The sequence below is a fragment of the Paenibacillus agaridevorans genome, from assembly GCF_003112455.1.
GTDB classification, from domain to species: Bacteria; Bacillota; Bacilli; order Paenibacillales; family Paenibacillaceae; genus Pristimantibacillus; species Pristimantibacillus agaridevorans.
The window spans coordinates 1-25,673 of record NZ_BDQX01000178.1; the positions used below are offsets into that span (position 1 = coordinate 1).

Here is a 25,673-nt window from a genome sequence, read left to right on the forward strand (position 1 = left end):
GATAGAGCGTTTGACTACGAATCAAAAGGTCAGGAGTTCGAATCTCTTAGGCCGCGCCATTTTTTCTAATGTTTGCTTACTTATCGGGACGTAGCTCAGCTTGGTAGAGCACCTGGTTTGGGACCAGGGGGTCGCATGTTCAAATCGTGTCGTCCCGACCATCTTTTTATAATGCGGGTGTAGTTCAATGGTAGAACTTTAGCCTTCCAAGCTAATAGCGTGGGTTCGATTCCCATCACCCGCTCCAGTATCTTAAGAACCCAGAAGCCTTGCACAGCAAGGCTTCTTTTGTTTTGAGAAGGCGCATACGCCCATGCTTTACCGTATCAGCTTTTCTTACTTTGGGGCTGACCTAATAAGCAGAACGTGATCTCCTCCACCCCAACCTTCATGCCGATGAAGGTTATTTGTGTTGTCCTCAAAAAGTTATCCCCATTAACAATCCAATCGACGGCAAGGTATTTCGTAAAAGTACGACGTTAGCGGAAGAGACGTCAAAATCGTAAGTTACGCCATACGGAGTTGGGATTATGACATGTGTTTCGTTTGGGCGTTAACTTATAATAAAGCGGAACGTATCCTGAAAATCAGAACAAGGCTTTCGCAATGATCGAATAAAGAGAAAGCGGTGAGTGTCATAAGCGCATTCCCTCCGGAGCTAAAAGCGGGTATTTTTTTTGATGGAGAGACGCAATCCATCCATTTGTATAACTCGGAAGTCAGTTACATCATGCAAGTGATTAATGGCAAGCACTTGAGCCACGTGTATTGGGGGGCAAAGGTTCGAGGGACGAATCTGTCCGGCTTATTAGCGCGAAGAAGCCGCTGTTCCTTCTCGCCTTCTACGGATCCGAATGATCCCAGCCTATCGCTGGATACGCTTCCGCAGGAGTTCCCGTCATTCGGAAGCAGTGATTTTCGTGTGCCGGCATTCGAGCTTCAACTGGAAAATGGGACAACGGTAAGCGAATTGGAATATGATTCCCATCGAATTTACTCCGGAAAGCAAAGTCTGAGCGGTTTGCCTGCCACTTATGTGGAGAAAGAGTCGGAATCGGAATCGTTAGATATCGTCTTGAGGGATAAACGGATCGGTTTGAAAGTGATTCTAACCTATACCGTATTTCGGGATTATGCCGCCATAACCCGATCCGTTCTGTTCGTGAACGAGGGAACTGGCAAGTTCAGGCTTAATCGCGCATTAAGCATGAGTATCGATTTGCCTCATTCCGATTACGATTTGCTTCATCTAGATGGAACATGGGCAAGGGAACGACATATTGCCAGAAGAAGCCTTGCTCCAGGCGGCGCTGTAATCGAAAGCAGACGAGGAGCAAGCAGTCATTCTCATAATCCCTTTATCGCTCTTCTATCCAAGGATGCCGGAGAGCATCTAGGGCAAGTGTATGGATTTAGCTTCGTATACAGCGGCAATTTTTTGGCTCAGGCGGAAGTTGACCCTTATGATACGACCCGAGTCGTAATGGGGATAAACCCGTTTGATTTCTCATGGTTGTTGGAGAAGGGAGAATCGTTTCAAACGCCGGAGGTTGTGCTTGTTCACTCATCTGCGGGGCTTGGCGGAATGTCTCGTACTTTCCACAGCTTGTACCGTAATCGGTTATGTCGCGGCGAATACCGGGATCGTGTCAGACCTGTACTTGTAAACAACTGGGAGGCAACCTATTTTAATTTTAACGCCGGCAAGATTGAAGAGATAGCAATGGATGCCAGAGACATGGGAATTGAATTGTTAGTTTTGGATGATGGATGGTTCGGCAAACGAGACGACGACCGCGGCTCGTTAGGCGACTGGTTTGTCGATCGCAACAAGTTGCCGAATGGATTGGAGGACCTAGCGGAACGAATCAACAAGCTGGGGATGCAATTCGGCCTTTGGTTCGAGCCGGAGATGGTCTCTCCCGACAGTGAACTTTACCGGTGTCATCCGGAATGGTGCATACACGTGCCGGATCGGCGCCGAACATTGGCCAGACATCAACTTGTTTTGGACTTTACCAGAGAAGATGTGCGAAAGTACATTGTTAATGTTATGTCAGACATATTGTCCAGTTGTCCAATTGCCTATGTGAAATGGGATATGAACCGCAATATGACGGAAGTAGGTTCGGCCGCGCTGTCTTCGGAACGTCAGAGGGAAACCGCGCATCGCTATATGCTTGGGTTGTATGAGGTGATGGAACGTTTGACAACGGCATTTCCACATATCCTGTTTGAAAGCTGCTCGGGAGGCGGCGGGCGATTCGATCCGGGTATGCTGTATTATATGCCGCAAACATGGACGAGCGATAATACGGATGCTGTTGAAAGGCTTAAGATTCAATATGGTACAAGTCTTGTTTACCCGATTAGCTCGATCGGAGCCCATGTATCGGCTGTGCCTAATCATCAAGTTCATCGCATAACCTCGATAGACTCGCGAGGACATGTGGCAATGTCTGGCAATCTGGGTTATGAGCTCGATCTTACTCGGCTTACCGAACAGGATAAAGAAGCAGTAAAACGTCAGATTGCCGCTTATAAGGAGTCCCGTTCGGTTATTCAATTTGGAGATTTCTATCGGCTGCTGAGTCCGTTTGAAGGAAATGAAACGGCGTGGATGTTCGTGTCCAAAGATAAAGCCGAAGCGGTGCTTGTCTATTTCCAGGTGCTCTCCAAGCCAAACCCGCCTCTGCGCAAGCTTCATTTGCACGGACTGGATGCCGCAAAAGACTATCGAATCACGGAGTTGAGCGATGGAGAAGCGGAAGCAGTGTTTGGCGGCGATGAACTCATGAACATTGGACTAAACCTCCCTCAATGGAAGGGCGACTTTCGAAGCCGCATGTATCGACTGCATGCGCTAGAGGAGTGACAATAAATGAAAAGGATTCGTTTGCAGGAACTGCATGATGTGACGGAAGGTCATATTCTGCAAGATGTATTGCCAGGAAAATTTATATCTTCGGGGGGCCTTTCCTTTAGCAAGCCAGGCGGGCGCAGCCATACGAACGATGGACCGGACGGGAGAGACTATCATATTCATAGTGATTGCGAAGCTTTCGTTATTTTGCAAGGTAAAGGTTCGGTTGAGATCAATGGACAATGCCATCCCATTGCAACCGGAGATGTAATCATCGTAGAACCGGAGGAGGACCATCATCTGATTTCGAGTATCGAAGATCCGATCGTTACCTTGTGGTGTCACGCATCGTCGACAAGAAATAAGAATCAGTGACAGACCAACCTTAAACGAGGGGAATGAATGTTTGATGCAGCAGGTTTCTACAAGCACCCATACGTTCGTATTAACAGGAGAGGGCGATCGATTCTCGTCTATAATGACCTGCTCCCATATAGCGGATGGGCTGGCGCTCATTGGTATCAAAATAAACGCAGCACTAAAAGAAATCCCCCCTGTATTTGCGCTGGAATGGACGCATCCGATCTCGGATATTCAAGCGAGTTGGCACCCGGCTGCCGACCGCAACAAAAGCTATAAAGCGGATTGGATGCGAAACCTGAAATCGAATGCTGCCGCTTCAGCTCCCGTGTTGTCTTTATTCAATAGCAACGGGCGCAATCGGCTGACGTTTGCGTTCTCCGATGCGCTCAATACCGTCGAATATTTTGCTGGCGTCCATGAGGAAGGGGCTGTTTTCAATTGCGGCATCAAGCTCTTTACGGAAGTTACGGCGCCCTTGGACGCCTACGAAGCTTATTTGCTTGTAGATACAAGGGAGATTGCTTATTACGACAGCTTAAATGATGTCCAGGAATGGTGGAGCGGGATGCCCGAATATCGACCGGCTCGCGTCCCCGAAGCGGCTAAAACCCCAATGTATTCGACTTGGTACAGCATGCATCAAAATATGACTGCCCAGCATGTCGAAGAGCAATGCGCGATAGCCAAGGCATTAGGCATGGATGCCGTTATTGTCGACGACGGTTGGCAAACGAGCGACAATCGTAGAGGCTATGCCTATTGCGGCGATTGGGATGTATACGAAGGCAAGTTTCCCGATTTCGCCAATCACGTTAATTCGATCCATAAGCTCGGGATGAAATTTATATTATGGTATTCCGTTCCCTATGTAGGGAAATTCAGCAGAGCATGGGATCAATTCAAAGACCGATTTATTGACTATAATGAGCGAATTGGAGCGGGGATTCTGGATCCGCGCTATCCAGAAGTCAGAGAATATATTATTTCAACTTATGAGAATGCGGTATTACGCTGGAATTTGGACGGGTTCAAGCTGGATTTTATCGACCGGTTTTATATGCCGGAAGTGGAGGGGGATCAAAATCGCGAGGGCAAGGACATCGACTCTCTGCCTGCCGCGGTGGATCGGCTGCTTACCGACATCATCGCGCGGCTGAGAGAGTTGAAGCCCGATATTATGATCGAATTCCGGCAACCGTATATCGGTCCTGCCATGCGCAAATACGGAAATATGTTTAGAGCGGGAGACTGCCCTAATGACAGTATTCAAAATAGAACTCGCACCATTGATATTCGATTGATAGGCGGATCAACGGCAACCCATGCCGACATGATCATGTGGAATCCCCAGGAGCCAGTAGAGAGCGCTGCGCTGCAGCTAATCGGCTTGTTGTTTTCGGTACCCCAGGTTTCTGTGCTGCTGGATCAGATTCCGATCGAGCATCAACGTATGCTTCGCCACTGGTTAAGCGTCTGGAAGCAGAATCGCGATGTTTTATTGGAAGGCCGTATTATGCCGATGAATCCGGAACTGTTGTATCCTGTTGTCGAAGCAAGGAAGGAAAATAAATCGATTATTGTTTCCTATCACGATGCAATGATTTCCATAGACGCCGGAATAGAAGTGACGCAATACATAGTCGTTAATGGACGACTGAAGGAAGACATTTACCTGAATCTGGAGCAATCGATGGGAGAGGCCAAGGTGGAAATGACAGACTGCTGCGGGAATGTAACGGGACGCTTTAGCTGCGATTTTTATGCTGGCATTCATAAGTTGCCGATTCCTCCAGCAGGGCTGGCTGCGATCAAATTCAAGCAAAAAGGGGAATAAAGAAATGACTGAACAACAAGCGGTACGCACCAATCTGAACATTGCTTATATCGGAGGCGGGTCGCGTGGTTGGGCGTGGGGGCTGATGAGCGACTTGGCCAGTGAGCCGACAATGTCTGGAATCGTAAAACTGTACGATATCAATCAACAAGCTGCCGAAGACAATGCCGCCATTGGCAATAGCATTTACGATCGTGATGAAGTGAAGGGCAAGTGGAAATATGAAGCGGTGCCCTCGTTAGAGCAGGCATTGCAAGATGCCGATTTTATTATTATTTCTATTTTGCCGGGTTCATTTGCAGAAATGTACTCGGACGTACATCTTCCGGAAGAATACGGCATCTATCAGTCGGTCGGAGATACGGTGGGGCCGGGAGGCCATGTACGAGCTCTAAGGACAATCCCAATCTATGCGGAACTTGCCGAACATATTAAACAACATGCGCCTCACGCATGGGTAATCAATTTTACAAATCCGATGACGCTTTGTGTAAGGACATTATACGAAGTATTCCCTGGCATTAAGGCGATCGGCTGTTGTCATGAGGTATTCGGCACGCAAAAGCTGCTTGCTCAAATGCTTAAAGAAATGAAGGGAATTGAAGACGTACAGCATCGTACGGAGATCAATGTCAATGTCATGGGCATTAACCACTTTACCTGGATCGATAAAGCCAGCTACAAAGGAATCGATTTATTGCCGCTTTATGCAGAGTTCGCAGACAAATATTATCGGGAGGGTTACGAAGAGCACCACTATGGACCATGGCATGAAAATGTATTCCGGTCGGCACACCGCATTCATTTTGATTTATTCAAGAAGTTTGGCGTTATTGCCGCCGCCGGAGATCGCCATTTAGCTGAATTTATGCCCGGATACTGGTATCTGAAGGATCGGGAAACAATTGCCCGTTGGAAGTTCAGCATAACGCCGGTCGATCTTCGCATTGAAAAAGGAGAGAAGCTATTTCAGCAGAGCAAGCGGTTGGTAACCGGGGAAGAAGCGTTTAATCTAAAGAAAACAGGCGAAGAAACGATTGCGATCATGAAGGCGCTGCTGGGCATTAAAGAATTTGTTACAAATGTGAATATACCGAACCAAGGTCAGCTTGGTAATGTTAAGCATGGAGCGGTAGTTGAAACAAACGCTTATTTGTCTCTTAATTCGGTCCGTCCGGTTATGGCAGGAGAATTGCCGTCGCAAGTAAACTCCATGGTGAATCGTCATGTATATAATCAGGAAACGATACTCCGAGCAGCATTAACGAAAGATCGGGAACTCGGTTTTGCGGCATTCGCCAACGATCCGTTAGTTACGATTGCTCCGGAACAGGCTAAAGATTTATACAATAAAATGTTAGATAATACGAAGAAATACGCGCCATATGGATAGTATTGAGCGGAGGCGATAACCAGCCATTTCAAATTATGCTACCAGCGACGAATGTTTAAGACGTTCATCGCTGGTAGTTTTTTGCTTATCGTATAAAAAAACATACAGCCTTAAAATACCACATTCAACTTGCATATGCGGCGCGGATATAATTGAAAGCGACTACATTAAGGGAGGTTGGAGTATTGAAACTATTGGAGAAGGTCATTGTGCAGGCGGCAGGACTGTTATTATTTGTACTTATCGTTCCGGCGATCGTATTTGCAGACACGGTAACAACGATTGAACCGGATGGGGTCGATGTCGGTTTTACGGCTTATCAGATCTTTCAAAATAGCAAATTGGGCGGGGGGCCGGTGGACGGACCAAATGATATCGAGCACTTATTCGAAACGAATGTAAGCGGGCTGGGGCCCGTATTCCAATTTCATGCAAATAAGTACGGAGATTACGATGGCGGCAATCTGGATAGACAACGGGTAGAATTGAAAGCGTATAACAGTTCCAATGCCGACGTAAAAGGATTTGAAAATGAAATATTGACGTATCATTGGCAATTCCGGGTTATGCCGAATTTCCAAATGCCGCCCGCGGGCGCGTTTAATCATATTTTTCAATTGAAAGCGCAAGGCGGCGATGACGGAGCGCCAATTCTGACCTTCACCGTCGCGGATGATAAATTATATTTCCGTCATAGCCCTATAGGACCGACGATGGACGAAGTCGAGGTGTTGACTTCCACAGCCTGGTCTAATGTTAGCAATACATGGGTCGATGCGACAGTAACCGTGGAAAATGCGGAAGACGGTTTAGTGGCTATGACGCTTAAAGATTTATCAAATGGTCAAACGCTGATGTCCTATAGCGGCAACAAAGATAACTGGAGAGATAATGCGGATATTAATCGCCCGAAGTGGGGGATATACAGGAAAATATTCAGCGGGATGAACGATGCGGATATTCAGTTCGCTAAATTTGAGATTACGAAGCACAGCGATACGAGCGGCCTTGTACATCCTGTCAACCTAAGCGTGGACAATCATATTGAAGCCGAACATTATTTCGGCAAGCAAGGTTTGTCGTTCCGCCAGACAAGGGATACGAGCCGATTCAACGATGCCATAATGGGGATCCCCGATGCATGGAATGTATCCCAAGAAAACAATGCATTAACATACAAGCTTAATGCGTCGAATTCATCTGGATCTGCCTACATTCACTTATTGGGTAAAGCGCCGGATTTAGAGGCGAGCCAGTTGAAAATAGTAGCTGGCGAAACATCGATCGACGCTAACGTTGAGGTTGGCTCGTGGGGATGGACGACGGTAGAGATCCCGCTAACGAACGGGGAACAGTCCATTTCGATTCAAGCTTTGGCAGCTGGAGCGCAGTTGGATAAATTCGTATTGAATCAATCAGCGACGGCACCTGCATCGGCAACCCTTCTCAAGCTGAATCAAATTACATTGGACGGGCAGCCGCTTCCGGGGTTTTCACCCAGTGTGTTTGATTATAAAGTAAATTTGCCGCCGGGTGTTTCCGAGGCTCCTGCGGTGCACGGAGAGGCTTCGTCTGAACTTGTCGTTGCAGTTGGAGAAGAAGTGGCGGATGCCAATAATAATCCTGCGGGTACAGTGGCAATTACCGTTGCTGACCCCGATGACAGTTCATTAACCGCTACTTACTCGATAACATTCAACTATATGAGATACGTATCTCCGCCGCCGCAGATGGTGGCATACCCGGTTATTCGGGCCGAAGGCCCAAGCGTGCCGACAAGAGTGTACGATGGTGATATAACCTCCATGTGGGATAACAAGCCGGTTGGCGGGGACGACAATAACGCTAACGATAAATATACCGATATAATATTGGATTTAGGTGAGGTGCAGCCGCTTAAACATGCCTTTATCGGATTTGGCAGCGGCAACAACCGAGTTTCGTTTAAGTTCGATTTATTGGTTTCGACGGACGGAGAAGCCTATACATCCGTGTTCGAGGATATTGCTCAATGGAGTAATGGGAACGCTTCCGATCTGCAGCAATTTACATTCGAAGAGGTACCGGCACGTTATGTCAAATTTAGAGGCTTTGCGGGCAAAAAAAATAACGGCGCCGGCAGCTTGGAGAAATACAATAAAATAAGAGAAATAATCTTTGCGGGAGATTCGAAGTTGACGTATGACAGTGAGTTGTACGAGATGGATTTGACAACCAATAACTCTCACCCCATTTCACTCGCTTTAACCCATGCAGATGGCAGCACGCTAGATGTAACGTCTCTTGCCGTCTATCAATCCATGGATGAAACGGTGGCAAGGGTCGACGAGAATGGAGTCATTACCGCTATTGCCAATGGCAGCACGGTCATTGAAGCGACATACGGCTATCATAAGAAACCGATTAACGTTATTGTAGGCGATGCCGTAATCATCGAGCCTCCGTCTTGGCCAAGCGGTTCCAAAACCCAGGCCGTTGAAATATACAAGGACGGAGTATTTTTAACCTGGACGGCTGCAGCAAGCCATTCGGGTATTGATAAATACATCATTTATAATGCGGACAGCGGAAATATATTAGCGGAAGCGGGCAATGTTCTCAACACAACGATAAGCGGATTAAGGGAGGCAACTCAGTACAACATTGTTATACAGGCTGTAGATGTCGGCGGAACGGCAAGCGAGTTAGAGCAAGGACCAAAAGTTATGTTCACTACAAGAGGGGAAGCGCCGCAGCCGGGAGAGCCGGATCCCGAAGGGACAATTATTTTTGAAGCAGAGGATCTCGCTGAGGCTGGGCAATATGTACTGAATCCAAGCGATTTGCCGACCAAGTCCAACTCGGAAGCCGGCGCATCTGCCGGGGGGAACTTCCAAATTGATTTTAGCGAGGAAACAGGGCAATCCGTTGCCTTTACGGTCCACATCTCTACTGCGGGTACGTACGAAGTGCACTACGGCTACAAGAAAAAAACATCCAGAGGGATCTTCCAGCTGTCGATCAACGATGAACCACTCGGCGAGGCGGTAGATCATTATGGACCGGATGGATACGGATCGAACAATTCGGGCAGCTACACATTCGGGGCAGAAGGAGATTACATCTTCAAGTTCGAGATTATAGGGAAGAATGTGGATTCCAGCGGACTTGGTTTCGTATTCGACTACATGAAGCTGATCCCGGATACAAGCGAGGAACCAGGCAGCGAAAACCCGGGCAGCGAAGGACCGGGAGACAATGGTTCGGGGCCATACACCGGCCCGGCGATGCCATCCCCATCCAATGATTATGAAATCATGACAGGAAAAGATGGAAGCGCAGTCATCAAGCCGGAAGTGAAAAAAAATCAATCGACTGCAACTGCCAGTGTTTCCTCGGCGATGCTCAATGAAGCAGCAGAGCTTGCGACAGCCGACGCCAAGGGAATAAAAACCATTGTTCTGGAATTGCCGTTAGCAGATGGCGTCAATGAATACGCTGTCGAGCTGCCGGCCCAAAGCCTGATGTCCAACGGCAACGAATACAAGTTGATGTTGAAGACTCCCGCAGGAAGCATACAGCTACCGAACCATATGTTGGGTACAGCCGGATTGGCAGCCGCGGATATAGTGACAGTTAAGATCGCTATAGCGGACAAATCCTCTATCGACGCATCGTTGCTTGACCAGATTGGAGATCGTCCCGTTATCGATATAGCCATAGTTGCAGGGGGCAAAACAATCAATTGGAGTAACCCGGATGCGCCTGTAACCGTCATTATTGATTATGAGCCTACTGTCGAAGAACTGCAAAATCATGAACATATTGTTGTTTGGTATCTTGACGGTAAAGGCAAGGCAATAGCGGTGCCAAGCGGCAAATATAATCCTGATACCGGCAAAGTTGCTTTTGTAACCACTCATGTCAGCCAATACGCAATATCCTATGTCCATAAAACGTTTGCGGACATCGGATCTTTCCCTTGGGCCCAAAAGCAGATTGAAGTGTTAGCCTCCAAAGGAGTTATTAACGGGGTAACGGAGAGTTCCTATTCGCCTTCAGCCTATATCACCCGAGCAGATTTTATCACCTTGCTGGTTAGAGGACTGGGGCTCAGCGCAACCGTACAATCCAATTTCGAAGATATTCAACGGTCTGCGTACTATTACGAACCTATCGGCATCGCTAAAAGGTTAGGGATCGCAAACGGTACAGGCAACAATCGTTTTAACCCGAACGAACCAATCACTCGTGAAGATATGATGGTGCTCATCGCCAGAGCTTTGGAGATTGCCGATCATATTTCGAGCGAAGAGCATTCAGATGTATTGTCCGGATACAGCGATGCGAGCCAAATGGCCGATTATGCTCGAGAAGGAATAGCCGCTCTAATCCAGTCGGGAATCGTGCAAGGCAATCAGGGCAGGATTAACCCGAAAGATAACGCAACAAGAGCAGAGACGGCGGTCATGATTTATCGAATTTATAATACTGAGAGGGGATGACTAGCATGAACGTAGTGAAAAAGCTAAGGAAAGTGTTCACGGGTTGTATGGCATTTGTCATGCTTGCGGGCATGGCCATCACGGATGCAGCGGTCGTGTCAGCGGCAAGTTCGGCAGTTGATGTGCTTGATCCCGACTTTATCAATAGTCATGGCGGCAAATCCATTTCGATTTACGCAGATTCGAACAAGTCGCCGTATGAAGCTTTCGGAGAAGCCTTCGGTACGGACAATCCTGTTGAAGGCGCCACCAAAACGGCGAGATCAAGCCCGAGGTGGGGGAATGAGGTTGCCAAACATGTCGAGAATATGTACGACGAAAAATTGGGCAAAGATGTTTTTAAGGTTGAGGTAAATGGAAATGACTGCTTCACATGTTATCTGCATAATACATCCTATGACAGTGCCACCGATACATTTACCGGCGGAAACGACGACAGACAAAGAATCGAAATCAGACCGGGAGAAGACAGCGATCTGATAGGCTTGGAGAATGATATTACGGCTTACAACTGGAAGCTGAAGCTGGATAAAAATCTCTCGAGACCGGATGGATTTTTTCATATCTTTCAATACAAGGCAGTAAACGCGAGCGGCCAAGTTAGCGGTTTTGACACCGATCAGCTGCATGATTCCGTTAACTATCCTAATTTCGGAAGCGATGAAGATGGCAACCCGATTCTTACGCTGACCGTGTCTTCATCGGCCACGCAGAGACTCGAGTTCCGTTATGCAAGCATTGGATCCGAGGCGGGACAAGAAACGCTCGCGAGTATCCCGGTTAACGACATTAAGGATAGATGGGTGGAAGTTACCGTCAAGATTCTTAACTCTGAATATGGTTGGGTTACGATGACCATGAAGGACGTTGAGACTGGCGAAATCTTGATGGAATATAATGATCCCGACAGAATCCTGGATATTTGGAGACGTCCTGAGCTCAAATATAATGGACAGACTTTCGAGGGCCCCTATCCCTCCGTCTATAATATGCTTAACCGTCCAAAGTGGGGGATTTACCGCAGAGCGGATAAATCCAATGACAACGTCCAAGACGCAATTATTTATCTGGCGGATATGACGCTTTACAAGTCTGCGGTAGGCGTATCCTCGGTCAACCTAGCCTATGGCAAACAGGCATACAATACAGGCGCCGCAAGCGGAAATGCTTATCAATTAGCCAATGCTGTACCTAAGAGACTAACGGATGGGGTACAGGCAGACCCTGTTGAATATGCAGGCATGACAATTCCGCAGGACAACTCCGCTCTCGGCCATTTGAACTGGGTAGGCACAGAGGGCGGCAAAAAAGGAAATGTCATCCTCGATTTAGGGCAAAAAATGGACTTTAATCAAGTGAAGCTTTTTGCTTCCGAACGAATTAAAAATGTTGATGTATGGGTGTCGGATGACGCGAACGAGTATCCAGAATCCGAATTAAGCCAAGTGGTCTTTACAAAAGTGGATGATTTGTACACGGATGATAAAGGAGACGGGAGGAGCTACTATAACGCTGCCTCGGGCGCAAGCAATATAAAAAACAAAGAGTTTCTTATCGACCTCGGGAAAACGTATTCGTCGAGATACGTAAAGTTTTTCTTCGAAAACGGTGGCGGCAACAACACAACCAACGGAACAGAAAGCTACTCGATGTCGGGTCCGCCGCGCGTGTCCGAGCTTGAAATTTACAATGCGCCGCAAACACCGAAAAATGTAACGATAGATTACGCGAACGGTTCGGAAGCAACGATTTCCTGGGATAACGTCCCTGCCGATTATTTTGTTATTTATGACGAAGGAAAGCCGCTAGTAGATGCCGTTGCTTCTAATGTTTATCAGCTTGTCGATCTGGATCCCGGCGCGCTTTATAATCTTTCTGTGAGGACCGTATATACGGATCCTTATTCATTCAAGCCGATGCTTTCAGCAGAAAGCGAGGTGATCCAACTGCAAACCGATGGAGATCCGATTATTCCGGACGCTCCCGCATCTGTGACGGCGACTGCGGCATCGGATAAATCCATTGTCGTTAACTGGGAGTCGGTGCCGGATGCGCAGAGTTACCGGGTAGCATTGGCAACCGATGCTTATGAACGGATCGTGGCCGATGAATACAAGGGTACATCTTATACCATTCAGGATCTTTCTCCTGGACAGTCCTATACGGCGAAGGTCTATTCGATAAGAAGGGGCACTCCTTCTGCTGTAGCTGCAGAGGATCAAGTTACCACCTCGGGGATTAAACACGGTTCCGATAATCTGTTATTTAATAAGGAAGTTCGGTATACAAGAGTTTGGAATGATGATACAAGCAGCTATGGCGCTCAAAAGGCGCTTGACAACGATGCTGCCGGTTCCAGATGGGTTGCTCTTAAAGGATCCACCTCCGCATGGATGATGGTTGATATTGGAGAAATAACGGCTGTAAGCACGCTTGAATATTATAGCTTTCAGAATAAGTTGAAGAGGTCGTCTTTCTATTATGCAACGGATGGCGAAGCATTTACGAATCCGGATAGCGACAAGTGGATCAAGATTTTGACGGACGACCGTGTAGAACAGGGGAAGTTTGGCGATCCGACGATCAATGCGATTGCAGAGAGCATTGCCCTGGATACGCCAGTACATGCAAGATTCATTAAATTTACAATCGATGAAGTTGACGGCGATATTAATGTGAACGAAGTCAAGGCGTTTGGCCCTATGTCCTTTACGGAGGGATCTGCCTTGACGGCTGCCCGGACAACTGCAACTACTGTTGAGCTTAGCTGGGCGAATGCCAATACGACCCTTCCTGTTGCCAATTATGAAGTGTACAACGGCGAGGCCAAGATAACAACGGTAACATCCGATCTTGATGCTTTTACGGCAACAGGCTTGACGCCAAACACAGAATATACGTTTAGAGTAAGGGCGTTAAGCGAAGCCGTTGCCGATTCGGTGTATTCGACACTCGGCGGATTGGCGCTGAAAGTTACAACTCTGCCGAATACACAGGAACCAACGGATCCAGGGCCATCCAACCCTGGCCCTTCGAATCCCGGTCCTTCCGATCCTGATTCGGATTCTCAAGACGGTGAAGTCGTAACTGTTATCACGCAAGAGACTGCATCTGACGGAAAGAGAATAACGAGGGTGACCGTCGACAGGGATAGTCTAAAAGCGGCTGCAGCAGGAAAAGAGGTTTTGGAATTGATACTCGATGCGGAAGGTCGGCATTTTATCGTCGATCTTCCTGGCGACGCATTGCATGACGCTGCCAGCTTGACTGCTGTAAAAATGGAGATCGCCGGAATATCGTATGAGCTGCCGCTTAGCGTGCTGGGTCAGTTTGAGAGAGACGATATCGTCAGCGTCTATATCGGTTTTGTAAGCGGCCGACAGCTTGAGGCATTCAATCGAGCGGTTGCAGACATCCAGGCGGAATCATTGCTGCCAAGTCCAATTGAGTTCCGATTATTTGTAGCGGGAGAAGAAATAACCGATTTTGAAGGGATATACGTGGAACGAAAGGTGAGGCTGGATCAGCCTGTGAGTCCGGACCAAACAACGGCAGTATGGATGGATGCGAATAACGAGCTTCATTTTGTTCCCGCAATTGTTAACCGCGTTAAAGGCAACAGCGAGATTGTCATTCGTTCGCCGCATAATAGTATGTATACCGTTATCGGCAATGAACAAAGCTTTGATGATCTTAAGGGTCATTGGGCGCAGGAGGATGTAGAACTGCTGGCTAATAAGTTGATTGTGAAAGGACAATCGGAGAGTATCTACAATCCGGAGAAAGCCGTTACGCGGGCGGAGTTTGCGGCATTGCTCGTTCGGTCATTAGGATTGCTAGAGCAACCGGCATCCTCTTTTGTTGATGTGCCTTCTGACGCATGGTTTGCCGGCGCGGTTGGAAGCGCCGAGAAATATGGATTGATCCGAGGTTTTGAGGATGGAACCTTTAAGCCGGGCAACAGGATCACGCGGGAAGAAATGGCGGTAATGGTGACCAGAGCACTGAAAGCGGGAGGCCGGGAACTGCAACCGCTATTGGATAGGCCTGTTGCATTTGTGGATAGCGATGAGATCGGCGACTGGTCGCGTCAGTCGGTCAACCAACTGGTGTCTGCGAACCTGCTCCATGGCAAGCCCGACGGCTCCTTTGCGCCGCGTCAGGATACGACGCGGGCCGAGGCCGCTGCGATCGCGAAGAGAATCCTGCAGCATCTCCGTTTTATCAATTAACACGAACAAGAATCAAGGGCTGTCCTCAAGCTGATTGCGGCTAAGGGACAGCCCTTCTTCGGAATACGTACATGTTTCACCTTGGCTAGCGGCAAACGTAAAAATCTCCACAAGGAAAAGAAATTATCACATAGGTAGCGCAAGTTTGCTGGCATATAATGAACGCTGAAGGAGGAGACAACAATGGCAAAAAGACACAATCTGATGGATGAAGTGATGGAGCTCGAGGTCTTTGATACACACACGCATTTAATAGGCGAGCAATTAAGCGCAAGAGATTTTTGGGAAATCGCGGATTATTTCTGGTTATCCAGAGAACTGCAAGCAGGCGGTTATCCGTCGAATGCCGACAAGTTGCCGGAACAGAGCAGAATAAGCGCATTTCTTGATGCGTATGACGCGACCAGAAACACCTTGATGAACATTGCATTTACACGCATATTTAAAGATCTGTATGGGATCGAAATAAAGGATGAGGCTTCCGTGAGGGAGGCTGACAACGCGGTGCGTGAAACTTGCAGGCGGCACGATTGGGCTCAGCAGGTGGCGGATAAGCTGAAGGTGCGCCGTTATGTCGTCAACTACCCGCATCATGTTTCCTTCGCAGGAATGAGGGATGATGCTGTACTTATTCCGCGCATAGACGGCCAGCTGAACGATTGGGTAAAGCGAATTGCCGACTCTTCCGAACGATCCCGTACGTTCGCCGAGGCGCAGGACGAGCTTGCGCAGCTCATCGACACGTACCATGTCATGAAGTGTCCTGGTGTGATGACGACTTTGCCCCGATACGAAGCGGGTTCAACCGAAAATTATGCTATAACGGATGCCGCGTCCCGGGACCAGATCATGATGAGGCTTCTCCACTGCGTTTGTGAGCGCGTTGAACGTCGTGGCATGTTGCTTCAGATCTTCTTGGGAGTCGAACGCACCTGGAGCAAGACAGCCGCGGCTCCGGCGAACGATACCGAGCGAATTCTGAAATTGTACGGGTTATTTGAACGGTATTCGTTACCCTTCGAGCTTGTTGTGGCTTCCGAGTTGAATAATATGGACGTGGTTCAAGCGGCTTGGAACTTCCCGAATGTTCATGTAGGCGGGATGTGGTGGTACAACTTTCGGACAAGTACGTACCGGGATTCTATGCAGTACCGGTTGGAGGCTCTGCCAGCGCATAAAAATTCTTTGATCGTGTCCGATGCCCGTTGCATCGAATGGACATACGGGAAAATTGTTTTGGTAAAAAAAATGGTCGCGGAATTTCTTGAGGATCAGCTGGACAAAGGATGGATCGATCGGGAGACGGCAATCAAGGTCGCGAAAAGCTGGTTATACGAAAGCGCTCTTAAACGATATGGAATCGGCGGCTCTCACTGACCATTGTCGAATCATAAAAAAACACAGGATGCTTCTAACTTACTCCATGTACGCCGCAATAGAGTCATAGTATCATCAATTCATTATTACAACCTAACATAGAAATCGAGCAGGAAGGAGTGTATACATGGCTAGTAAACTTGAAAAAGCTAGTGTTTATGAGCAATTTTCATCACAGCGCCAGTTATGGCAGTTTGTAAAGAAGTTTTGGCTGCTTTATGCGCTTTCGATTCCCGGGATACTGTATTTTATTATCTTCAAGTATATTCCAATGTCGGGTTCGGTCATCGCATTCCAAAATTACAGTATTTTTAAGGGGATAGGCGGGAGCGAGTGGGTCGGGGTTGATCACTTCGTCAGAATGTTCAAATATCCGGAGTTTCTTGAAATACTCAGAAACACGTTATTGATTGGGCTGTACGACCTCATATTTGTGTTTCCCGTTCCTATTTTATTAGCGATACTAATTAACGAGCTTCGGATGCTGGTGCTCAAAAAGCTTGTCCAAACGGCGGTTTATCTACCGCATTTCTTGTCGTGGGTCATCGTAGCCGGGATTACAATGGGAATACTGTCTCCTTCAACCGGTATCGTCAATCATGTTCTAGGATTTTTTGGGATAGAGCCAATTTACTTTCTGGGCGAGAACAGCTTTATTCGTACGATCTTAATTGGCACGGGCATATGGAAAGAAAGCGGTTGGGGAACGATTATTTATTTGGCGGCCATTGCCGGGGTCAATCCGGATCTATACGAGTCGGCGGAAATGGATGGGGCCGGCAGAATTAGGCAAACGTTTGCCATAACGCTTCCAACGATATTGCCAACGATCGTCATTATGTTTTTGTTGAATATCGGCAATTTTCTCGATTTTGGATTTGAACGCGTATTCGTATTCCTGAATCCGTTGAACAAAGCAAATGGCGAGATCATCGATACTTTCGTTTACCAGGCCGGCCTGGTTGACAAACAGTACAGCTATACGACCGCGATCGGTCTCTTCAAGTCAGTTGTCGGCTTGCTGTTAATTATGATCGGCAATCGATTGAGCAAAAAAGCGACCGGCGAAAGTTTGTATTAAATAACAACCAGATCAGGAGGTGAAGCGAATCGTATGAGAAAAATGACGAAGGGCCAGCGAATATTTAACTATATGAATTCTATATTTCTTTCCTTATTAGGACTGAGCATGGTGCTTCCCCTTATCAATATCATAGCCCAATCGTTCAGCAGCAGCGCAGCGATTAATACGGGAGCCGTGTCGCTATGGCCCGTTGATGCTACGTTGTCGAACTATAAAGTGATAGTAGGAGACAGCTTGATTTGGAGGTCGTTCCTAAACAGCGTTATCATCACTGTTGTTGGAACGCTCATCAATCTGGCGGCAACGGCTACGTTGGCTTACCCCTTGTCCAGGCAGGAATATTTGTTCAGAAAACCGGTATTGATTATGGTGCTGTGCACGATGATATTCAGTGCGCCGTTAATTCCTAATTTCTTGGTTATTAGAGAATTAGGGTTGCTCGACAGCCTGTGGGCATTGATGCTGCCCATGTCAATCGGCGCCTTCCACTTATTTATTATGCGCTCCTTCTTCATGAGTTTGCCGAGTGAGCTGATCGACTCTTCCAGAATAGACGGTTGTGGCGAACTAGGAATACTGTGGAAAATCGTTCTTCCTTTGTCGAAGCCCGCCTTGGCAACCTTGGCGATTATGTATTCGGTAGCGCACTGGAATCGATATGCGGAGGCCATCTATTTTATTCGCGACCGCAATCTTATTCCATTGCAGGTGCGCCTGAGAGAAGTTGTGTTTCAGAACCAATTCGAAGACCCGACCAACTATATGATGCTTCAAACCATATCTCCAGAAGGCGTAAAGATGGCTGTTATAGTCGTTGGCACCATCCCCATTATTTTGGTTTACCCCTTTTTGCAGAAGTATTTTGTTAAGGGCATGCTGCTAGGGTCTGTTAAATCTTAGGTCGCAAGAAGATTAAGTTCAAGCAAATGGCGGTGCAGAATTCAACTGCACCGCCATTTGCTTGCTTTCACACTCCGTTAATATTCGATGTATTCCCAAGAATTTGATCAATGATGTCAAGCTCTTCTTGCGTAAATTCGGAATGTCCAAGAGCGGCGACATTGTCTTCGATTTGCTCCGGCTTGCTTGCCCCGATTAATGCCGAAGTGACGCGTCCATGCCGCAGCGTCCATGCCAGCGCCATCTGTGCAAGACTTTGCCCGCGTTGCCGGGCCAATGAGTACAGAGATCTCGATTTATTGATTTTCTCTTCCGTTATATCATCCGGTTTTAGAAACACGCTGCCGCTTGCCGCGCGCGAATCGGCCGGGATATTGTGCAAATAACGGTCGGTCAGCAATCCTCTTGCCAGCGGACTGTAAGCGATTGAACCGACTCCTCCCTCCTCGAGCACCTGTTGCAGACCATGTTCCAGCCTTCTCTCAAACATCGAATAATGGGCCTGGTGAATGAGACAAGGCGTGCCGAGGCGACGGAGGATATTCAGCGCTTCTTTCGTCTTGTCCGCATTATAATTGGAGATTCCGACATATAGCGCTTTCCCTTGCCGAACGGCTTGATCGAGTGCCGCCATGGTTTCCTCCAGCGGAGTATCCGCGTCGTAACGATGCGAATAGAAGATATCTACATAATCGAGTCCCAGGCGCTTCAGGCTCTGATCCAGGCTGGCCAGCATGCTCTTACGTGAGCCGCGCTCGCCATAAGGCCCCTCCCACATGCGATAGCCCGCCTTGGTGGCAATAATTAATTCGTCGCGGTAAGGCATGAAATCGCTGCGCATTAATTGCCCGAAAGTCTCTTCCGCGCTTCCTGGCGGAGGTCCGTAATTGTTGGCAAGATCAAAATGCGTAATACCCAGATCGAAAGCTCTGCGGGCAAGCGCGCGGCTATTTTCGAGCGTATCCACGCCTCCGAAATTATGCCATAATCCGAGAGACAATTTCGGCAGCCTAAGCCCGCTTGCTCCGCTACGGGCGTACTCCATCTTTTCATACCTGGCCTCGCTTGGCGTATAAACCATAATAGAACCCTCCTTAAAATAAAAAACATAGACGGAGTCCCGCTCGTTCGAGCGGGACTCCGGGAATAATACGGACAGACTATCTATACAGCTCGATGACCCCGTCTTTATTGTTAAAACGTTCCGTAGCTTCGGCGATAATTTCGTTGCCGCCTCTTTCCCTGTATTCCTCGAGAACCTTCGGCCATTCTGCGATTGGTCTTTGACCATAAATCATGCGGACCATATTATCGATAATGAAGGAAGGTCCCACGTCCTGCGAAGGAAATCCAAGCTCCGGAAATTTCGCCGACGATGATAATTCAGGATAGAACCCGATGCCGCCTCTGCCTTCGTTTGCGAGGATATTATCAAAGCCGTTGATGACGATTGCTCCGTACTTCTCGTCAAGCTCCGTTCTCAGTCGGCTCAATGTGGCGTCTTTTATCATATTGATTTGGCCGCTGCGCCAGCCTTCCTCTTCTTTTTCCTGATCGGTTTCAGGGGCTTTATAATTGATTTTGCCGTCAGCGCCAATCGTATAAGTGTCGCCTTCAATACCGAATTCGAAGAAGATTTGTGCTTCTTCAGACAATTGCCATTCCATGAACTTCAGAATTTCAATCGCTCTTGCTTCCTCGACATCCTTATTAATGTAATAAGAAGAGAGAACCGGCGAGTAGAACAAATATCCTCCTTCTCCATCAGGACCTGTCGGGGAAGGGATCATTTCTATTTTGGCATCCGGGACGGCTGCGCTGATCGTAGTGGCCAAGCTAGGAAGACCTACTGCATTTTGCGACCACATGCCTGCGTTCCCGCCCTCAATATTCGAGAAGAAATCGCCTACTGTAATGGAAGCGAAATCTTTCGGAATTAATCCTTCGTCCAGCAACTGTTTGTGTATGGTGAGCGCTTCCATCATCGCGTCAGCCTGGAAAAACTTCGGAACGACCTCATCGTCCATTACCATAAATTGGTCTCTGTAAGGCAGTACGTCATAGGCCCCGAAGATGACATCCGCATATTTGAAGTTTTCCCTCATGGCATAAGGATGTTTGACGCCAATATCTTTGAACGCTCTCATAACGTCGATAAACTCTTCAACGGTTTTTGGCACTTCCTTGCCGGTTTTCTCTAACAAATCCATCCGAATATAAGTCGCCCGTCTGGAAGGATTGCTTAGATACGAGGGCACGCCGTAAATTTCGCCATCAACGGAAACGGCATCCCATGCGGCTTGAGGGATCGTTTCATACAGAGTTGGCGTATGTTCTTTGATCCAGTTCGTAAGCGGATGGAATACGCCGGCTTCAACGGAACCTGCCATGGAGCCGCTGGAAGGCGTTCCAAGCACTCCTACTACATCCGGGATCTTGCCGCCTGCAAACATAAGCCCCATTTGAGTGGTGTGAACCATCTCGGCGTGAATTTCTGTGTTGGTAAGATCCTCGAGCGCTTCGATCCACTTCTCGTTCTTGAGATCGACCCGACTGGTGTAGCCGGTTCCATCTCCGGTCGTTTCGAAGGAAATAGAGAATTCCGTTGGTCCTTTGGGCTTGTCCGGAGTTTGGCTCTCCCCGTTGCTCGGCGTGCTGCTCGGCGTGTTGACGGGACCCGGGTTATTGTTGTTGGAGCAAGCAACAACCGTACCGGCCAGCAACACGATGGACAAAAGGCTGAACATACTTTTTTTCATTGTCTCCCCTTCTTTCTGATGGATTGGATTCACAGCAAGTGTACTATGATCCTATTGTGCTTGACATGGCGAAATTTAATAGTGCGCTGTGTTTTTTTACGGAATCCGAAAGATGGCGCGGTAGAATCCGGGAAACGTAAAAAAACACATGCAGCCTCGAATTAAACCCATGGTTATAGGGGATAAGCCGTAGTAAGATCAAGGTTAATATTAATCGGGGGGAGATACGAAATGCAAAAGGGACTATCCGATCGGTTGCTTCCCGCGCCCAGGGCGGGCGGGTTTTATATGAAGGATTATTGGATTTGGTGCGGTTCGGTCGTCAAGGGAGAGGATGGCAGGTTTCATATGTTTGCTTCCCGCTGGCCCAAGAGTCTGCCCATGCATCCCGGATGGCTGGTGAAATCGGAAATCGTTCGCGCCGTATCCGATACACCCGAAGGCCCGTATACGTTTCAAGAGGTTGTGTTGCCTGCAAGAGGCGCACAATACTGGGACGGCCGAAGCACTCATAATCCGCATATTATCCGGGTGGATCATACTTATCTCTTATATTATATGGGCACTACGCATCCTTTCTCCGATCCTGCGCCCGAAGAACCGTACGGACTGGAAGATCCGCGCTGCATTGTCGCCAGAGCGAACAAGCGTGTCGGTCTAGCCGTTTCCTCCAGCGTATTCGGGCCATGGGAAAGGAAGGACGTCCCGATCTTGCCGACGCGTCCCGGGAAGTTTGACAGCTTTTTAACTTCAAATCCCGCTCCATGCGTGCAAGATAAAGGATCTATATTACTTATGTATAAGGCAAGACGATACGAAGAAGGACATCTTCATGGCAATATGACAATCGGTCTGGCATGTGCCGACCATTATAATAATGCATATAAGGTTATTGCGGATGAGCCTGTATTTCCCCCGGATCAATTCCATATCGAGGATCCCTTTATATGGAGAACGGATGGCGGGTATGAAATGATCGCAAAGGATATGGAAGGAACGTTATGCGGCGAAAAACATGGCGGGATAAGAGCGTTGTCAGAAGACGGGAAGACATGGAGACTGGCCGACAACCCCAAGGCTTATTCCAGAACGGTAACTTGGGATGATGGAACGATTCAAGAAATGGGAAGCTTCGAGCGGCCGTTTCTGTTGTTTCAGGACGGCGTTCCAACGCATCTGTTTGCGGCTGTCGCCGATGGTCCGGGAGGGTTTCGTCATGCAACGAACACCTGGAATATGGTCATCCCCATTCAGGTTTAGAAAGGAGAACGCATGAAAGCGATATTAGTCGGATTAGGAAATGCCGGATTCAGTTGGTACAAACGGCTCAGAGAACGGGGTCTGCTGGCTGCTGTCGTGGAATCCGATGAAGGAATGAGGAGCAAAATGGCGGGAGAAGCCTTTCCGTTTTATACCTCCCTTCGGGAAGCTCTCGATAAGGAACAAGCGGATTTTCTCGTCAATGTGACCCCGCCCGCGGTTCATACGGCGGTTAATCATGCCGCCTTCGATTATCGATTGCCCGTCTTGTGCGAGAAACCCATTTCGTTTCAATATGCGGAGTCGACCGCGATTGTTGAACGAGCGTTTCGAGAAAATATTCCTTTTATGATTGCTGAAAATTACCGCCGCTGGCCGTTTGTTCGTAAAATGAAGCAATTGCTTGAGCAAGGTGTTATTGGGGAGATTTCAACAATCGATATTCGATTTTACCGCTATCATCATGTTCGGCGCAATTATACGGTCAGCTTGCTGCGTGACATCGGCGTCCATCATTTCGACATGATCCGTTACCTCAGCGGAATGGAGGGACGGTCCATTATGGCGCAGCTCTACAACCCGATCGGCGGCTGGAATGAAGAAGGAGCGGTGTTGAATGCGAATGCGTTCATGGAGATGGAAGACGGTATACGAGTCGGCTATGCCGCATCTATCGCAGCCAGGGGAGAGGAGACGCCATGGTCGGGTAATTGGCGGATTGAAGGGACCGAGGGCGCCCTGGAACTGGTAAATAAAGAAATCATCGTTATGCGAAACGGCATCGCCAATCGTATCGTTGATTTTCCAGATGCGCAGGCTTCGGATACGTTGGATGCCTTCTTGATCGCTCTCGGCGACGGACTAGAGTTCGAGACGAGCGGCCGCGATTATTTGCATACGGAAGCATTGGTGCATTATGCCGACGAATCCAGCAAGCAGGGGCGGAGCGTAGAAATTGTATTGCCGCAAATTGGATTGGAGGCTTCCCGATGAATCAGGCGGATTGGATGGAAACGGCTCCAGGCGTATGGAAGACAACAATCGGCAACCCAATCGGATTAACCCCTCTGACCTGGATGAACCGAGTTCCAAAATTAGAAGCAATGCAGCGAATGAAGTCAGGCCTTCCTTTGAAATGGGAAGATATTCGTTTGGAGAAAGGCGACCGCACCGTCTTGTCTTTCCCGCTTGAACATGCAGAGGCGGTCTACGGAATGGGGCTGCAATTTATGAAAATGGATCAGCGGGGGCGGACGCGATATTTGCGAGTCAACAGCGATCCGAAACAAGATACGGGCGAGACGCATGCCCCGGTTCCGTTTTTCGTAAGCGACCGAGGTTACGGAGTGCTCATCGACTCGGCCAGTATCGTAACGATATATTGCGGATCCGCTGTCCGATTGGAGGACGCGGGCAGAGGGGCGGCTCGCGACCGCAATATTGACCGAGAATGGAAAGCGACTCCGGTCTCGTCCCGTATCGAAATTCGAATTCCGAACGATGGAGTCCACGCCTATTTGATTGCGGGACCAACGTTGGCGGATGCGGTGCGAAGATATAATTTGTTTTGCGGAGGGGGCGCGTTGCCGCCAAAGTGGGGACTTGGGTTCTGGCATCGGGTTCCGACACTGTTCGATCAACAGGAAGTATTGGAGGAAGCGCTGGCGTTCAGGCGCAGAAATTTTCCTTGCGACGTCATCGGCTTGGAGCCGGGATGGCATTCGAGAAGTTATCCGGTTACGAACGAGTGGGACCAGGAGCGTTATCCTAAGCCTGCTTCCATGCTTCAAACACTAAGCGCGCAAGGTTTTCGAGTCAATCTATGGGAACAGCCCTATTTATCGCCTGATTCCGAACTTTACGAAGGTCTGAAACCCTTGTCCGGCTCGCATACGGTATGGGGAGGACTTGCCCCGGATTATACGCTTCCCCAGGCACAAGAGATGTACAAGCGCCAACATAAAAAAAGGCATGTCGATATTGGCGTATCGGGTTATAAGCTTGACGAATGCGATGGAAGCGAGTTGACCAGGCATTCATGGATGTTTCCGGCCCATGCCCATTTTCCATCTGGACATGATGGCGAACAGATAAGACAATTATATGGACTATTGTTTCAGAAGATGACCGATGACATGTTTCGCGAGCAGAACCTGAGAACCTACGGACTTGTACGCGCCTCCGGCACAGGAGCAAGTTCAATGCCCTATGTTTTGTATTCCGACTTGTATGATCACCGGCAATTCGTCAGAGCGCTTTGCAATGCCTCATTCAGCGGTTTATTGTGGACACCGGAAGTACGCAAGGCCGACAATGCCGAAGATTGGGTTAGACGGATGCAAACGGTGTGTTTCTCTCCAATGGCGCTGTTGAATGGTTGGGGCGACGGCACGAAACCCTGGTCTTTCCCGGAAGTCGAGCACATCATTCGACATTACCTCAGACTTCGCATGAGATTGCTCCCCTATCTTTATACGGCGTTTGCGCAATATCATTTTGAAGGGATTCCGCCATTTCGAGCGATGCCGTTCGAGGGGAATTCCGGCGAGAGAGAGAAGTCCGTCTTCGATGATCATCATCGGGTAACGGATACGACCGACGGAGCTTATGGACGAAGAGGGGGAAGAGAATGGGATGACCAGTATATGGTAGGCGACGCGTTGCTGGTAGCTCCTTTATTTGCAGGGGAGTCCGAACGCGAAGTCCTGCTGCCGCCTGGCATATGGTATGGACTTGAAACAGGAGAACGTTACGACGGCGGCGGTACAATTGCTGTTCGGGCAGAGCTGGAGCGTATCCCGGTATTTGTTCGGGAAGGCTCGGTAATTCCAATGATGCCTGCAACGGCCCATGTACCGAAATATGGCGAGAAAGTGCCTTTGCAGATGGTTCATTTCGGCAATTCCGACGGAGCAGGGCTGTTGTACGACGATGACGGAGAGACCTTCGAATACGAACATGATCAGAAATATCAATGGTGGAAGACACTCGTGCGCAAAACGTCCGAGGGCGAATTTCACGGTGAATTAGTTGGTTCTGAGAAATCGATGGTTTCATACTCCAAGGTCGAATGGTGTTTAGGTCAAAGCAAACTGCCCAATTGACAATCCATTTCCATTGAACA

The 25,673-nt window shown here is 48.4% G+C and carries 14 protein-coding genes and 2 tRNA genes; 14 read left to right on the forward strand and 2 right to left on the reverse strand.

The window, feature by feature from the left end; genetic code table 11:
* Window positions 1-84 precede the first annotated feature (84 nt).
* The 11 genes from PAT3040_RS17650 to PAT3040_RS17700 all read left to right on the forward strand — a co-directional run bounded on the left by PAT3040_RS17650 (window position 85) and on the right by PAT3040_RS17700 (window position 18,530).
* Window positions 85-161 (forward strand) — tRNA-Pro (locus tag PAT3040_RS17650).
* 12 nt (window positions 162-173) lie between these two features.
* Window positions 174-247 (forward strand) — tRNA-Gly (locus PAT3040_RS17655).
* 381 nt (window positions 248-628) lie between these two features.
* Window positions 629-2,875, forward strand: a complete 2,247-nt coding sequence (locus PAT3040_RS17660; protein WP_373863954.1) for an alpha-galactosidase — start codon at window positions 629-631, stop codon at window positions 2,873-2,875.
* Between the two features lie 6 nt (window positions 2,876-2,881).
* Window positions 2,882-3,238 carry a cupin domain-containing protein gene (locus tag PAT3040_RS17665; RefSeq protein ID WP_108993765.1) on the forward strand — a complete coding sequence of 119 codons (357 nt, stop codon included), beginning with the start codon at window positions 2,882-2,884 and terminating at the stop codon, window positions 3,236-3,238.
* 34 nt (window positions 3,239-3,272) lie between these two features.
* Window positions 3,273-5,060, forward strand: coding sequence for a glycoside hydrolase family 36 protein (locus tag PAT3040_RS17670; RefSeq protein WP_108993766.1), 1,788 nt, complete (start codon window positions 3,273-3,275; stop codon window positions 5,058-5,060).
* Between the two features lie 4 nt (window positions 5,061-5,064).
* Entirely contained in the window at window positions 5,065-6,453 is a 1,389-nt protein-coding gene (locus PAT3040_RS17675; RefSeq protein WP_108993767.1) for a family 4 glycosyl hydrolase, read from the forward strand.
* 185 nt (window positions 6,454-6,638) lie between these two features.
* Window positions 6,639-10,937 carry an S-layer homology domain-containing protein gene (locus PAT3040_RS17680; RefSeq protein ID WP_108993768.1) on the forward strand — a complete coding sequence of 1,433 codons (4,299 nt, stop codon included), beginning with the start codon at window positions 6,639-6,641 and terminating at the stop codon, window positions 10,935-10,937.
* A 5-nt stretch (window positions 10,938-10,942) separates the two neighbouring features.
* Complete coding sequence (locus PAT3040_RS17685; protein ID WP_181376692.1) at window positions 10,943-15,169, forward strand: S-layer homology domain-containing protein; 4,227 nt, start codon at window positions 10,943-10,945, stop codon at window positions 15,167-15,169.
* 183 nt (window positions 15,170-15,352) lie between these two features.
* Window positions 15,353-16,546, forward strand: coding sequence for a glucuronate isomerase (locus PAT3040_RS17690; protein ID WP_108993770.1), 1,194 nt, complete (start codon window positions 15,353-15,355; stop codon window positions 16,544-16,546).
* Window positions 16,547-16,673: 127 nt separating this feature from the next.
* Window positions 16,674-17,627: an ABC transporter permease gene (locus PAT3040_RS17695; protein WP_108993771.1), complete on the forward strand. Its 954-nt coding sequence runs from the start codon at window positions 16,674-16,676 to the stop codon at window positions 17,625-17,627.
* Between the two features lie 33 nt (window positions 17,628-17,660).
* Window positions 17,661-18,530 (forward strand): carbohydrate ABC transporter permease, encoded by an 870-nt coding sequence (locus PAT3040_RS17700; protein ID WP_108993772.1) that lies wholly within the window; start codon window positions 17,661-17,663, stop codon window positions 18,528-18,530.
* A 67-nt stretch (window positions 18,531-18,597) separates the two neighbouring features.
* Here the strand turns inward: PAT3040_RS17700 and PAT3040_RS17705 are convergent, their stop codons facing one another.
* Both PAT3040_RS17705 and PAT3040_RS17710 read right to left on the reverse strand, forming a co-directional pair.
* Window positions 18,598-19,611: an aldo/keto reductase gene (locus PAT3040_RS17705; RefSeq protein ID WP_108993773.1), complete on the reverse strand. Its 1,014-nt coding sequence runs from the start codon at window positions 19,609-19,611 to the stop codon at window positions 18,598-18,600.
* Window positions 19,612-19,690: 79 nt separating this feature from the next.
* Window positions 19,691-21,289, reverse strand: coding sequence for an extracellular solute-binding protein (locus PAT3040_RS17710; RefSeq protein WP_108993774.1), 1,599 nt, complete (start codon window positions 21,287-21,289; stop codon window positions 19,691-19,693).
* A gap of 231 nt (window positions 21,290-21,520) precedes the next feature.
* Between PAT3040_RS17710 and PAT3040_RS17715 the strand changes: the two genes are divergently transcribed.
* Genes PAT3040_RS17715 through PAT3040_RS17725 form a run of 3 tightly spaced genes read left to right on the forward strand, consistent with a single transcriptional unit; the run spans window position 21,521 to window position 25,653 of the window.
* A complete protein-coding gene (locus PAT3040_RS17715) occupies window positions 21,521-22,549 on the forward strand; it encodes a glycoside hydrolase family protein (protein WP_108993775.1) in 1,029 nt (342 codons plus the stop codon).
* 12 nt (window positions 22,550-22,561) lie between these two features.
* On the forward strand, window positions 22,562-23,542 hold the full coding sequence (locus PAT3040_RS17720; protein ID WP_108993776.1) for a Gfo/Idh/MocA family protein: 981 nt from the start codon (window positions 22,562-22,564) through the stop codon (window positions 23,540-23,542).
* On the forward strand, window positions 23,539-25,653 hold the full coding sequence (locus PAT3040_RS17725) for a TIM-barrel domain-containing protein (RefSeq protein ID WP_108993777.1): 2,115 nt from the start codon (window positions 23,539-23,541) through the stop codon (window positions 25,651-25,653). Before PAT3040_RS17720 ends, PAT3040_RS17725 begins: the two co-directional genes overlap by 4 nt.
* Window positions 25,654-25,673: the final 20 nt, after the last annotated feature.

What these genes read in the sequence shown, in the direction of transcription:
- PAT3040_RS17670 (WP_108993766.1), top strand. Translation starts at nt 3,273, where the DNA reads ATGCAGCAGGTTTCTACAAGCACCCATACGTTCGTATTAACAGGAGAG.
- PAT3040_RS17695 (WP_108993771.1), top strand. Translation starts at nt 16,674, where the DNA reads ATGGCTAGTAAACTTGAAAAAGCTAGTGTTTATGAGCAATTTTCATCA.
- PAT3040_RS17665 (WP_108993765.1), top strand. Translation starts at nt 2,882, where the DNA reads ATGAAAAGGATTCGTTTGCAGGAACTGCATGATGTGACGGAAGGTCAT.
- PAT3040_RS17675 (WP_108993767.1), top strand. Translation starts at nt 5,065, where the DNA reads ATGACTGAACAACAAGCGGTACGCACCAATCTGAACATTGCTTATATC.
- PAT3040_RS17685 (WP_181376692.1), top strand. Translation starts at nt 10,943, where the DNA reads ATGAACGTAGTGAAAAAGCTAAGGAAAGTGTTCACGGGTTGTATGGCA.
- PAT3040_RS17705 (WP_108993773.1), bottom strand. Translation starts at nt 19,611, where the DNA reads ATGGTTTATACGCCAAGCGAGGCCAGGTATGAAAAGATGGAGTACGCC.
- PAT3040_RS17715 (WP_108993775.1), top strand. Translation starts at nt 21,521, where the DNA reads ATGCAAAAGGGACTATCCGATCGGTTGCTTCCCGCGCCCAGGGCGGGC.
- PAT3040_RS17725 (WP_108993777.1), top strand. Translation starts at nt 23,539, where the DNA reads ATGAATCAGGCGGATTGGATGGAAACGGCTCCAGGCGTATGGAAGACA.
- PAT3040_RS17710 (WP_108993774.1), bottom strand. Translation starts at nt 21,289, where the DNA reads ATGAAAAAAAGTATGTTCAGCCTTTTGTCCATCGTGTTGCTGGCCGGT.
- PAT3040_RS17690 (WP_108993770.1), top strand. Translation starts at nt 15,353, where the DNA reads ATGGCAAAAAGACACAATCTGATGGATGAAGTGATGGAGCTCGAGGTC.
- PAT3040_RS17700 (WP_108993772.1), top strand. Translation starts at nt 17,661, where the DNA reads ATGAGAAAAATGACGAAGGGCCAGCGAATATTTAACTATATGAATTCT.
- PAT3040_RS17720 (WP_108993776.1), top strand. Translation starts at nt 22,562, where the DNA reads ATGAAAGCGATATTAGTCGGATTAGGAAATGCCGGATTCAGTTGGTAC.